The sequence below is a fragment of the Anoxybacillus sp. TBDG-1 genome (assembly GCF_054815885.1).
Genome location: NZ_JBTZSY010000022.1, coordinates 16337 through 29344, shown reverse-complemented (window position 1 = coordinate 29344; position 13008 = coordinate 16337). Strand labels below are relative to the sequence as shown.

General features: G+C 42.0%; 13 protein-coding genes. 9 read left to right on the top strand and 4 right to left on the bottom strand.

All coding sequences use genetic code 11. From position 1 onward, the window contains the following. Together pflA and pflB are read right to left on the bottom strand one after the other, a co-directional pair. Positions 1-729, bottom strand: a complete 729-nt coding sequence (pflA, locus tag ACYQY7_RS08250) for a pyruvate formate-lyase-activating protein (RefSeq protein WP_461201581.1) — start codon at positions 727-729, stop codon at positions 1-3. 49 nt (positions 730-778) lie between these two features. Next, positions 779-3007, bottom strand: coding sequence for a formate C-acetyltransferase (gene pflB, locus ACYQY7_RS08245; protein ID WP_461201593.1), 2229 nt, complete (start codon positions 3005-3007; stop codon positions 779-781). Positions 3008-3297: 290 nt separating this feature from the next. On the opposite strand from pflB, the gene ACYQY7_RS08240 reads away from it, so the two are divergent. The 3 genes from ACYQY7_RS08240 to ACYQY7_RS08230 all read left to right on the top strand — a co-directional run bounded on the left by ACYQY7_RS08240 (position 3298) and on the right by ACYQY7_RS08230 (position 5538). Then, positions 3298-4098: a basic amino acid ABC transporter substrate-binding protein gene (locus tag ACYQY7_RS08240; RefSeq protein ID WP_461201580.1), complete on the top strand. Its 801-nt coding sequence runs from the start codon at positions 3298-3300 to the stop codon at positions 4096-4098. A 67-nt stretch (positions 4099-4165) separates the two neighbouring features. Beyond that, positions 4166-4819 carry an amino acid ABC transporter permease gene (locus ACYQY7_RS08235; RefSeq protein ID WP_461201579.1) on the top strand — a complete coding sequence of 218 codons (654 nt, stop codon included), beginning with the start codon at positions 4166-4168 and terminating at the stop codon, positions 4817-4819. Further along, a complete protein-coding gene (locus ACYQY7_RS08230; protein ID WP_461201578.1) occupies positions 4816-5538 on the top strand; it encodes an amino acid ABC transporter ATP-binding protein in 723 nt (240 codons plus the stop codon). The genes ACYQY7_RS08235 and ACYQY7_RS08230 overlap by 4 nt, the downstream gene beginning before the upstream one ends. Positions 5539-5617: 79 nt before the next feature. Here ACYQY7_RS08230 and ald read toward each other — a convergent pair whose 3' ends face one another. Then, the gene (gene ald, locus ACYQY7_RS08225; RefSeq protein WP_461201577.1) at positions 5618-6748 is read right to left on the bottom strand and encodes an alanine dehydrogenase; all 1131 of its coding nucleotides are present in this window, start codon (positions 6746-6748) and stop codon (positions 5618-5620) included. A 120-nt stretch (positions 6749-6868) separates the two neighbouring features. After that, the gene (locus ACYQY7_RS08220) at positions 6869-8092 is read right to left on the bottom strand and encodes a PucR family transcriptional regulator (RefSeq protein WP_461201576.1); all 1224 of its coding nucleotides are present in this window, start codon (positions 8090-8092) and stop codon (positions 6869-6871) included. A gap of 103 nt (positions 8093-8195) precedes the next feature. On the opposite strand from ACYQY7_RS08220, the gene ACYQY7_RS08215 reads away from it, so the two are divergent. The 6 genes from ACYQY7_RS08215 (at position 8196) to ACYQY7_RS08190 (ending at position 12915) form a co-directional block, all read left to right on the top strand. Then, complete coding sequence (locus ACYQY7_RS08215) at positions 8196-9161, top strand: aminoimidazole riboside kinase (protein WP_461201592.1); 966 nt, start codon at positions 8196-8198, stop codon at positions 9159-9161. 128 nt (positions 9162-9289) lie between these two features. Then, positions 9290-10231: a sugar-binding transcriptional regulator gene (locus ACYQY7_RS08210; RefSeq protein WP_461201575.1), complete on the top strand. Its 942-nt coding sequence runs from the start codon at positions 9290-9292 to the stop codon at positions 10229-10231. Positions 10232-10406: 175 nt separating this feature from the next. After that, positions 10407-11621: a NupC/NupG family nucleoside CNT transporter gene (locus ACYQY7_RS08205; protein ID WP_461201574.1), complete on the top strand. Its 1215-nt coding sequence runs from the start codon at positions 10407-10409 to the stop codon at positions 11619-11621. Positions 11622-11639: 18 nt separating this feature from the next. Further along, positions 11640-12308 (top strand): deoxyribose-phosphate aldolase, encoded by a 669-nt coding sequence (gene deoC, locus ACYQY7_RS08200; RefSeq protein ID WP_461201573.1) that lies wholly within the window; start codon positions 11640-11642, stop codon positions 12306-12308. Positions 12309-12323: 15 nt separating this feature from the next. Continuing rightward, positions 12324-12494 carry a XapX domain-containing protein gene (locus ACYQY7_RS08195; protein WP_003397112.1) on the top strand — a complete coding sequence of 57 codons (171 nt, stop codon included), beginning with the start codon at positions 12324-12326 and terminating at the stop codon, positions 12492-12494. 25 nt (positions 12495-12519) lie between these two features. Further along, positions 12520-12915: a cytidine deaminase gene (locus ACYQY7_RS08190; protein ID WP_043964437.1), complete on the top strand. Its 396-nt coding sequence runs from the start codon at positions 12520-12522 to the stop codon at positions 12913-12915. Positions 12916-13008 lie beyond the last annotated feature (93 nt).

The window sequence follows — 13008 nt, the reverse complement described above, 5'->3', positions numbered from 1 at the left end:
TTATTTTGCGCCTAATATTTGTTTTGCTTTTTCAACACTTTCTTCTGATGGCGTCGGGATGCCTTCAAGCGGATACGTCAGTCCAAGTGCTTTCCATTTGTACACGCCGAGTTGATGATAAGGAAGCACCTCAATTTTTTCGACGTTGCGCAACGTACGAATGAATGCAGCTAAGCGTTGCAAATCGTTTTCATCGTCTGTGACGGTTGGAACGAGCACATGGCGAATCCAGACGGATACGTTTCGTTCAGATAAAAGACGAGCAAAAGCTAAAATATGTTCATTTGTTTTGCCAGTTAGTTTCCGATGTTTTTTTTCATCGATATGTTTTACATCTAGCAAAATTAAATCTGTGTATTGAAGCAATTCATTTAATTTTTTTTGAAATGATGCTTCCGTCGTATAACATCCGCCAGACGAATCGATCGTTGTATGAATGCCAAGCTGTTTACAACGGCGAAATAGTTCAATTAAAAAATCGATTTGTAAAAGCGGTTCTCCACCACTAACCGTTATCCCGCCGCCGGATGCTTGCATAAACGGCAAATACGTTTGGGCATCAGCGATGATTTCATCGACGGACATTTGTTTTCCTTTGCCAATTTCCCACGTATCTGCGTTGTGGCAATATTGACAACGCAATAAACATCCTTGGGTGAAAATGACATAACGAATGCCGGGACCATCAACTGTTCCGCACGATTCAATCGAATGAATAAATCCGTTCACGATGTTTTCCTCCTAGGTAGAAAGCTCCCACGATGTGTGGGAGCTTCCATTACATAGTTTCATGGAACGTCCGATTAATGACGTCAATTTGTTGTTCACGTGTTAATTTAATAAAGTTGACTGCATAACCAGATACGCGAATGGTTAGTTGCGGATATTTTTCAGGATGTTCCATCGCGTCAAGTAATGTTTCGCGGTTAAAGACGTTGACGTTTAAATGATGACCGCGTTTTTGTGCATAACCGTCTAAAATGGCGACAAGGTTTTGAAGACGTGCCGCGTCATCTTTACCAAGCGCTTTTGGTACGATCGAGAACGTATTTGAAATGCCGTCTAATGCATATTCATACGGTAATTTGGCGACAGAGCTTAATGAAGCGAGCGCTCCTTTTGTGTCGCGACCGTGCAACGGGTTAGCGCCAGGTGCGAACGGTTCGCCAGCGCGGCGACCATCAGGCGTATTTCCTGTCTTCTTACCATATACGACGTTTGATGTGATCGTTAAAATCGATGTTGTATGCTTCGAATCGCGATACGTTTTATGTTTGCGCAATTTTGTCATAAAGCGCTCGACAATATCGACTGCAATCGAATCGACGTGATCGTCGTTGTTTCCGTATTTCGGGAAGTCACCTTCAATTTCAAAGTCGACCGCTAAGCCATTTTCGTCGCGAATTGTTTTTACTTTTGCATATTTTATTGCGCTAAGTGAGTCAGCAACGACAGAAAGACCAGCAATTCCCGTTGCCATCGTGCGCATGACGTTCGTATCATGAAGCGCCATTTCAATGCGCTCATAACAATATTTATCGTGCATGTAATGGATGACGTTTAACGTATTAATATACAACTCTGCTAGCCATTCCATGACGTTATCGAATTTGCGCATCACTTCATCGTAGTCTAAGTATTCAGACGTGATTGGTGCAAACTCTGGTCCGATTTGCACTTTTAACTTTTCGTCAACACCGCCGTTAATTGCGTATAACAATGCTTTCGCGAGGTTTGCGCGTGCGCCGAAAAATTGCATTTGTTTACCGATGCGCATGGCGGATACGCAGCATGCGATGCCGTAGTCGTCGCCGAACTCAGGACGCATTAAATCGTCATTTTCATATTGAATGGAGCTTGTTTGAATCGACATTTTCGCGCAATATTTTTTAAACGCTTCTGGCAACTGTGTTGACCAAAGCACCGTTAAGTTTGGTTCTGGCGCCGGGCCTAAGTTATCGAGTGTATGCAAGAAGCGGAATGAGTTTTTCGTCACAAGCGGACGCCCGTCAATCGCGACACCGCCAATGGATTCTGTGACCCACGTTGGGTCGCCGCTAAATAGCTCATTGTATTCTGGCGTTCTTGCGAATTTGACGAGACGCAATTTCATGACGAAATGGTCAACAAGCTCTTGCGCTTCGCGTTCCGTTAATGTTCCTTCTTGCAAGTCGCGTTCAATATAAATATCTAAAAACGTGGAAACGCGACCTAAGCTCATTGCTGCACCGTTTTGTTCTTTAATCGCAGCAAGATAGGCGAAATATAACCATTGAAAAGCTTCATGTGCGTTGCGAGCTGGCTTGGAAATATCGTAGCCGTAGCTTGCCGCCATTTCTTTTAGTTCTTGCAGGGCGCGAATTTGTTCCGCTAATTCTTCGCGGAGACGAATGATGTCTTCGCTCATTGTGCGTGAACCTGTGTTGCGTAAATCTTTTTTCTTCTCCTCAATGAGGCGATCGACACCATATAAAGCCACGCGACGGTAGTCACCGATAATGCGACCGCGTCCATATGCGTCAGGAAGTCCTGTAATGATACCTGCTTTGCGAGCGGCTTTCATTTCATCCGTATATACGTCGAATACGCCTTGGTTATGCGTTTTACGATATTGCGTAAAAATTTTCTTTACTTCATCGCCTACTTCATATCCGTAAGCTTCACATGCTTGCTCCGCCATGCGAATACCGCCAAATGGCATAAGCGCCCGTTTAAACGGTTCGTCTGTTTGAAAACCAACAACTTTTTCAAGTTCTTTATTCAAATAGCCCGGTCCATGTGACGTAATTGTCGATACAATTTCAGTATCCATGTTGAGAACGCCGCCTCTTTCGCGTTCTAACTTTGAAAGCTCCATCACTTGTTCCCACAGTTTTTTCGTCGCTTCTGTCGGACCTTGTAAAAATGATTCATCCCCTGTGTAAACGGTTACGTTATTTAAAATAAAATCACGAACGTTAATTTCTTTTTTCCATTTATCACCTTTGAACGTTCTCCATGCGTCCATCAACGCTTCATTTACGGTAAGTAGCGTCATGATAATCTCCTCCCAATCATCAGAATTAACCCCTATATAAAGAATACTACTTTTTTACATGACGAGGAGAAAGAAGGATTGACGAATTTGTGAAACATTGATCAAAAATATTTTCTAAAATAAAGATTTTTCCAAAAATTATTTTTATAAAATTTGTTGCATAAAAACAATAAAGCTGATAATATGTGAAACATAGAGAGCATAACATGTTTATACACAAATATTTATTATTTTACAGCAAATAGTAAGGGGGAATAACAATGGTAAAAAAAGGGATGATCGCAGCGCTCGTTTTTATACTTATTTTTGCGCTTTTTGGCTGTAGTAGCTCGACAGAAAAAACAGCAACAACAGAAAAGAAAATTACAGTTGTGACAGACGCAGCGTTTGCTCCTTTTGAGTATATGGATAAAGGTGAAATTGTCGGCTTTGATGTCGATTTATTAAAAGCAGTCATGAAGGAAGCAGGACTAGCATATGAATTAAAAAACATCGGTTGGGATCCGTTATTTGCGGCTATTCAAGGAAAAACAGCGGATATGGCCGTCTCAGGTATTACAATTAACGACGATCGGAAACAGACGTATGATTTTTCGATTCCGTATTTTGAATCGACACATATGATTCTTGTGAAAGAAGGAAGTTCGATTAAAAGCGCGAAAGATTTACAAGGAAAAGTGGTCGGTGTTCAAAATGGTACAACGGGACAAGAAGCTGTTGAGAAAATTTTAGGAAAAGAGAATAAAAATATTAAAAAGTTTGAGAATACAGTCGTTGCGATTATGGATTTATTAAACGGCGGTGTCGAAGCGGTTGTGACAGATAATGCGGTTGCGAATGAATATGTAAAAAATAATCCAGATGCTAAAATTGTAGCGTTTGAGGATCCTGAACATTTTGAATCTGAATTTTACGGCTTTATGTTCCCGAAAGGAAGCGAGTTAAAGCAAAAAGTAGACGAAGCGTTGAAAAAAGTCATCGAAAATGGAACATATGCAGAAATTTATAAGAAATGGTTCGGGACAGAACCGAATATTGAATCATTACAACAACAGCAATAACGTTGAAGTAAAAATTGCGTAACTGTGTAAAGTTACGCAATTTTTACAAAAAGAAAGGTGATTGATGATGGATTTTCGTTTCAATATTATTTTGGAATATGCACCATTTTTCTTCAAAGGAGTGCTATGGACAGTCGGTTTATCGTTAGTCGGTATTTTTTTTGGAACGATTCTTGGTTTGGCGATTGGGCTGGGGAAAATGGTTCAAAACCGCCTCGTCCGTTTGCCGTTTGATTGGTACGTTCATTTTTTCCGTGGCACGCCATTATTTGTACAAATTTTACTTATTCATTTTGGCGTGATGCCGATGTTTACTGCCCAACCGAACCCGCTCGTGTCTGGCGCCATTTCTTTATCTTTAAACGCAGCGGCGTATATTGCGGAAATTTTCCGTGCTGGCATCCAGTCCATTGATCGCGGTCAAATGGAAGCGGCCCGTTCGCTTGGAATGACGCATGTACAAGCGATGCGTTACATCATTTTGCCACAAGCAATCAAACGCATGATTCCACCGCTTGGTAACGAATTTATCGTCCTTATTAAAGATTCATCGCTTGCAGCAATTATTGCAGCGCCTGAACTCATGTATTGGGGACGAGCGATGCAAGGTCAATATTATCGCGTGTGGGAACCGTACTTAACTGTTGCGCTCATTTATTTAGTGCTTACCCTCTCGTTAAGCAAGTTGCTACATCGGTTAGAAAGAAGGTATGACGCATGATTCGGGTTACAAATTTAAAAAAATCGTTCGGATCGCTACAAGTGTTAAAAGGAATTGATGTGCATATTCATGAAAAAGAAGTGGTCGTCGTTATCGGCCCTTCTGGATCAGGAAAGTCGACATTTTTACGTTGTTTAAACTTGCTTGAAGATTTTGATGAAGGGGATATCGTCGTTGACGGATTTCATTTAAAAGATCCGAAAACAGACCTAAATAAAGTGCGCGAGGAGGTGGGTATGGTATTTCAACGATTTAATTTATTTCCGCATATGACGGTGCTTCATAATATTACGCTTGCCCCGATGAAAGTGCGCAAATGGTCGAAAGAAAAAGCGACAGAAAAGGCGATGCAATTGCTTGCGAAAGTAGGTTTACAAGATAAGGCGCACGTATATCCAGATTCGTTGTCGGGCGGGCAGGCACAGCGTGTAGCGATTGCTCGTGCGCTTGCGATGGAACCGAAAGTGATGTTATTTGACGAACCGACGTCTGCGCTCGATCCAGAAATGGTCGGTGAAGTGCTTGCGGTAATGAAGCAACTAGCTAAAGAAGGAATGACGATGGTCGTTGTGACTCATGAAATGGGATTTGCGCGTGAAGTTGGTGATCGTGTGCTCTTCATGGACGGTGGAGTGATCGTAGAGGAAGGAACGCCACAACAAATTTTTGATGCACCACAACATGAGCGAACAAAGTCATTTTTATCGAAAGTGTTATAGAAAAAGGTGTCCCGTTTGCCAGGACACCTTTTGTTGTATAAAAATTCGAGTTTAGAGAGCTGTCTAGCTCTGATCACATTTATGCTAACAATTGCTTTTCTAACGCCACTTCAACTGGAACGTAATCGTAACCGAGGTCGCGTGCGACAGCTTCGTATGTGATTTCTCCGTTTGCGACGTTTACACCAAGGCGTAATGCAGGGTTGTCTGCGACCGCTTTGTGTACACCTTTATTTGCAATTTGTAGTGCGTATGGCATCGTAACGTTTGTGAGCGCAAGTGTCGAGGTGCGCGGAACCGCCCCTGGCATGTTTGCAACCGCGTAATGAACGACGCCATGTTTCACATATGTTGGGTTGTCGTGCGTTGTCACATGGTCGCTCGTTTCGACAATACCGCCTTGGTCGATCGCTACGTCAACGATGACCGAACCTGGCTGCATCGCTTTCACCATTTCTTCTGTCACTAGTTTTGGCGCTTTTGCTCCTGGAATTAATACCGCACCGATCACAAGGTCAGACTCGGCAACGGCTTGTGCGATGTTCATTGGGTTAGACATAAGCGTATTAATTTGGCTTCCGAAAATATCATCAAGCTCACGTAAACGTTCTGCGCTTAAGTCGATAATTGTGACGTTTGCGCCTAAGCCAATTGCAACTTTGGCAGCGTTTGTTCCGACAACACCACCACCAATAATTGTCACTTTTCCACGGCTAACGCCTGGCACGCCGGAAAGAAGAATACCTTTTCCGCCTTTTGTTTTTTCAAGGAATTGCGCACCAATTTGTGCCGCCATGCGTCCCGCTACTTCGCTCATCGGTGTTAAAAGTGGTAACGTACGTCCAACTTGTACTGTTTCATAAGCGATGGCAATGACGCCTTTTTCTTTGAGTGCACGTGCTAACTCTGGTTCAGCAGCAAGATGTAAGTATGTGAATAGCACTAATCCTGGACGGAAGTATTCGTATTCGCTTGGTAGTGGCTCTTTTACTTTCATGACCATATCTGCTTGCGCCCAAACATCTGCAGCACGCTCAACAATTTGCGCTCCTGCACTAACGTAAGCTTCGTTTGTGAAACCGCTCCCAACTCCTGCATCTTTCTCAATGAGCACAGTATGTCCATTGCTGACAAATGACATGACGCCAGCAGGTGTAATCGCTACGCGATTTTCGTTATTTTTAATTTCCTTTGGAACACCAATAATCATGTGCTGTTTCCCCTTTCGTGTTGTCTTTCATTATTATCTACAGTATAAATGTTTTTTATCATTTGTTGTTTGTTTAGAAAAGAGAAAGAAAAAACAAGCTTTTGTGGATTTCCACAAAAGCTATGTTGTCCGATATTTGTCTAATTTCATATCAATATATAGTTTTACTTTTTCGCTCATATTGCTTAAGTCAATGTTTCCAATTTCACTTATTCGCTTCAGACGGTAAGCGAGTGTATTCGGATGAATGTTCAGTGCTTTTGCTGTTTCGTTTACGTTGCTGTCATAGTCGAGATATGTTTCGATCGTCTCGACTAAGTTGGTATGATGTTGGGCATCGTATTGTTTTAGCTTTTCTAGCGAAGCATTGTGAAAATCCCCATGTCGTTTTTTTTCAAAAAGTAAATCAAAAAATTGATACATGCCAAGGTGTTGATAACTTTGAATGTTCGTAAGCAGATGGGGAAAGGCACGTTTCATTTTTAATACGGTTTGCGCTTCTTCGTAACTCTTGGCGATTTTCGTATAACATTCATACACATTGCCGAATGCTCCCATCATAATGTCCACGCGGAATCGCTCTTTCATTTGCGTCATAAACGAGCGGAAAAAACGTTCAATATGCGCTTCGCCGTAGATGTTTGAACTTGGTGCAACGAGTACAATTAATCGTTGATGATCGATCGTATAAAGTGGTACGGCGAGTTGTTGTGTCGTTTTTAATAAGTAATCAATTTGTCTTTCTACTTGTGTTTGAATATGTTGTTGAAATTGAAAAATGCCGACAGAAAAAAACGGATACACATGTACGTTTAATTGATGACATTGTTCAATTACTTCGTGAGGAGATGGAAAATGCCCAGTCAATAGCTTCCAAAAAAATTCTTGAATCCGCTCTTCTTTTTTATGTTTGCGAATTTGTAATTGCAATAATAAATTTTTGGCGGATTTCGCTGCTTGTTTTAACAATTCAAACTGTTGCTCTGTCCATGTTTCGTTCATTTCAATTGCCCAAATAAACCCGAGTACCTCTTTATTTTTCCAAATCGAAATGGCGATGCGATTGCCGAGTCCTACTTCTGAAATTTCTGTGACACGAACAGGTTCTTCGCTCTGCAAAAGTTTTGGAATTACCCCTTCGCGCCATAAACTATTAATGACGCGCTCTGGCACGCGCCGATGGATGATTGTCGCCGTGCGAGCCGGATCGGTGTAATGCTCATGCCCGCTATAAGCAATTAAACGATGGTTTGCATCTTCAATCGTAATCGGACATTGTAATAGTTCACTTACACGATCAGCAAACTCCTCTAAACTTTCAAAGTGAGTGGCAAAAGGATTCATTACATCCACTCCGTTTCTTACGTTGTTTTACGATTATTGTAGCACGTTTTGTTATTGTACGTTGCATTTGTATCATTGTACGTATTACGATGGAATGGGAGGGATGATGATGAAGCAAGGAGTTATTAGTCTTGGTGAAGCGTTAATTGATTTCATTCCGCTCGATGCAACAAATCGGGCTTACCAAAAAAGTCCTGGTGGGGCGCCAGCGAATGTCGCGGTCGGTGTCGCACGACTGGGCATACCATCGACATTTGTTGGAAAAGTCGGACGTGACGTACTCGGTGTCTTTTTGAAAGAAACGCTTGATGAATACGGTGTAAATACGACTTGGCTCCAATTTAGTGATGATGTTCGTACCGGTGTTGTTTTTGTGACATTAGCCGAAAGCGGAGAACGAAGCTTTGATTTTTACATTAATCCGAGTGCCGATCGCTTTTTAAGCGAAAAGGAAGTGGATGAGTCGTTATTTCGCACGCATCGCATTTTCCATTTTGGTTCTATTTCACTTATTAGCGAACCAGCACGAAGCGCGACAAAGCGGGCTGTTATGTTAGCTAAAGAAAATGGAATGATCGTCTCGTATGACCCGAATTTACGTCTCGGTCTGTGGGGAAGCGAACAACAAGCTCGCCAAATGATTATATCTATGTTAACTGAAGCGGACGTATTGAAAATTTCCGAAGAGGAATTGACATTTATTACAGGGGAAGAAGATATTCAAAAAGGTGTAGATGCCCTTGCTTCCTACAACATTCCACTTATTGTCGTCACGCTAGGAGAAAATGGAAGTTATGCGTTCACGAGGGAAGGATCGGTATTTACCCCAGCGCTTAAAGTAGAGGCGGTGGATACGACAGGGGCAGGAGATGCGTTTGTTTCCGGTATGCTTTATTGCTTGCATGAGCGAGAAGGGACGATCGACGACTTGTCGCTTGCGGAAGTTGAACAAATGGCGCGTTTTGCGAGTGTTTCAGGGGCGCTAGCTGCATCAACAAAAGGAGCGATGACAGCGTTGCCAACACGTGGTGAAGTGGAACGTATTTTACGTGAAGGTTGGTCAAAATAATAGAAATTATGTTAAAACTTTTGCTTGTCAAATGTTCAGTCATTTTCGTATGATGAAAGAAAAGGGAGTATTCCTTCAAATATGGAAGGCTGCTCCTTTTTCATTCGACATGAAAAGGTGATGAAGCGATGGAGCAAGAAAAGTTGAAAAAAGTTGTTGAGGCGGCGAAGTTGTATTATTTGCTAGACTACAATCAAAACGACATTGCTAAAAAGCTCGGCGTGTCGCGACCGACTGTGTCCCGTTTATTGCAGCAAGCGAAAGAGGAAGGAATTGTGGAAATTAAAATTAACGATCCAGCAGAGGATATTCAACAGTTGGCAAAACAACTTGAACAAAAGTTCAACCTAAAAAAAGCAATTGTTGTGTCGGTTCCTGAACATCAAGATGGCATTATTAAAAAATATGTAGGGAAAGAAGCTGCGGAATATTTACGTTCGATTGTAAAAGATGGGGATGTGATCGGTGTCACATGGGGAACGACGTTATATCATGTCGCATTGCAACTAAAGCATAAACATGTCAAAGACGTGAAAGTTGTACAGTTAAAAGGTGGCGTCAGCTTATCAGAAACGAATACGTTTGCTTCTGATATTTTGCATTTGTTTGGAAGCGCATTCAACGCAACGGTGCATCATTTGCCGCTTCCAGCAATCGTTGATCATGTCGTTGTGAAACAAGCGATGGAAGCGGACCGCCACATTCGTAAAATCCTCGATCTAGGACGCCAAGCGAATATTGCTGTATTTACGATTGGACCAATTAAATCAGAGTCGCTATTGTTCCAGCTTGGTTATTTTACAGAAGAAGATTTGCAAACGATTTATTCAAAAGCTGCTGGTGACATTTGTTCACGTTTTTTTGATCAAAATGGAAAACTATGTAGTGAAGAGTTAAATTCGCGTACGCTCGGTATTGAGTTAGAAGAGCTCAAGAAGAAAGAATACTCGGTTGTGATCGCGGGAGGTATTCATAAAGTTGCTGGCATATACGGTGCATTGAAAGGGAAATATGCAAACGTATTAGTCACAGATCAATTTACTGCCGAATGCTTATTAGAAAAAGAATAAAGAAACGACAAATGGGGGAAAAGAAGAAAGCCCCCTTTATTTATGCAAACAAGGAAGAAAGATTTAGTCAAACCATGAATTTTCTTTGACATTTGTTCATGTTAACGTTTACATATGTTCGTTTTCCTGTTATATTGATTACGTAATCAAAATTCAACTTATAGGAGTGTGCAACATGAATATCGTTTGGGGACTTGTTGGTATTGTCGTTGTCCTTGGGATCGCTTTTCTTTCTTCTAACAATCGTAAAGCGATTAATCCGCGAACGATTTTAGGTGGTCTTGCGATTCAAGTTACTTTTGCGTTTATCGTTTTAAAATGGGAAGCAGGAAAAGCAGCATTGCAATGGTTAACAAATGGTGTGACGAACATTATTAACTATGCGAACGAAGGAATTAACTTTTTGTTCGGTGGTATGTTTGTCGCAAAGGGAATCGGATTTGTGTTTGCGTTTCAAGTGTTGCCCGTTGTCATTTTCTTCTCCGCGTTAATTTCCGTTCTTTACTATATCGGTGTCATGCAGTGGATCATTAAAATGATTGGTGGCCCGCTTGCAAAGTTGCTCGGAACGAGTAAAGCGGAGTCGATGTCAGCAGCAGCGAACATTTTCGTCGGTCAAACAGAAGCACCGCTTGTCATTCGTCCGTATTTATCAAAAATGACGCAATCTGAGTTGTTTGCGGTCATGACGGGAGGATTGGCATCTGTTGCGGGTTCTGTTCTTGTCGGTTATTCGCTTTTAGGTGTTCCACTTGAATATTTACTTGCCGCAAGTTTCATGGCGGCGCCAGCAGGATTAGTGATGGCGAAAATGATTGTGCCAGAAACAGAGCCGATTAAAGAAGACGAACATTTTGAAATGGAAAAAGACGAAGAATCAACAAACGTCATCGACGCAGCAGCTCGCGGGGCAAGCGATGGTTTGAAGTTAGCATTAAATATCGGTGCGATGTTGTTAGCGTTTATCGCTCTTATTGCGTTAATTAATGGATTGCTTAGCGGCATCGGCAGTTTGTTTAATTATGAAGGTTTAACACTTCAAAACATTTTAGGATTCCTCTTTGCACCTATTGCGTTTGCGATCGGTGTACCGTGGTCTGAAGCGGTGACAGCTGGAGGATTTATCGGGCAAAAATTAATTTTAAACGAGTTTGTTGCGTATTCATCGTTTGCGCCACAAATTCCAGACTTATCAGCAAAAACGGTAGCGATTGTTAGCTTTGCACTATGTGGATTTGCTAATATTTCTTCGATGGGTATTTTACTTGGTGGATTAGGAAGCTTAGCGCCGAATCGTCGCAGCGACATTGCGCGCATGGGCTTAAAAGCTGTCCTTGCTGGTATGCTCGCTTCATTGTTAAGCGCGTCCATTGCGGGTATGTTTATTTAAAAAAACAAGGAGGAATACATGATGAACATTGCTAGCATGATTGATCATACGTTATTAAAGCCAGAAACAACGAAAGCACAAATTGAAAAGTTAGTGGAAGAGGCGAAAAAATATGAATTTGCATCTGTATGTGTCAATCCGACATGGGTGAAATTCGTTGCGGAACGTTTACAAGGAACGAAAGTAAAAGTATGTACAGTCATTGGCTTCCCGTTAGGAGCGACAACACCAGAAGTCAAAGCGTTTGAAACAAAACAAGCGATTGAGAATGGCGCACAAGAAGTCGATATGGTTATCAATATTGGCGCGTTAAAAGACGGCGATGATGAGCTTGTAGAGCGCGATATTCGCGCCGTTGTTGATGCAGCAAAAGGAAAAGCATTAACAAAGGTCATTATCGAAACAGCATTGTTGACAGATGAAGAAAAAGTACGCGCATGCGAAATTGCTGTTCGTGCTGGGGCTGATTTTGTTAAAACATCGACAGGATTTGCAAGCGGTGGGGCAACAGTTGAAGATGTCGCATTAATGCGCAAAACAGTTGGACCAAACGTTGGTGTAAAAGCATCTGGTGGTGTACGTAGTACAGCGGATGCAAAAGCGATGATTGAAGCAGGTGCAAACCGCATCGGTACAAGCTCTGGACCAGCGATTATGGAAGGAACAACGTCAAACGAAGCATACTGATGGAGGCATTGACCTATGAAAGAAGTATTACTTAGCTTACTTGCTGGGCTTGTTGTCGGGATTTTGTTTAAGTTTTTACGTTTGCCGTTGCCAGCTCCGCCTGTATTAGCAGGAATGATGGGGGTATTTGGCGTATATTTAGGTGGCGTTGTTGCAGATTGGTTAATGAAGACGTTTTTTAATTAAACAGCCCAAGAAGGGATGATCAACAATGAATAAACAACAGTTAATTGAAGCGGCAAAACAAGCGAGAGAGCGGGCGTACGTTCCGTATTCAAAGTTTAAAGTGGGGGCAGCACTATTAACGAAAGATGGGAAAGTGTATGGTGGCTGCAACATCGAAAACGCATCATACGGTTTATGCAACTGTGCGGAGCGTACCGCTTTATTTAAAGCATACTCCGAAGGCGACCATGAGTATGCGATGTTGGCTGTCGTTGCGGATACGGAGCGACCAGTCCCGCCGTGTGGCGCATGCCGTCAAGTCATTGTTGAATTGTGTGATCCAAATATGCCTGTCATTTTAGCGAATATGAAGGGTGATGTGCAAGAAACGACAGTGAAAGAACTTCTCCCTGGAGCTTTCTCAAAAGAAGATTTGCGATAAGCGTCGGTTTTTTCCGACGCTTTTTGCATTGATACATAACAAAAAAGGAAATATAATCATGAGGAAGGCGATTTGACAGCTGACAAGCGGAGG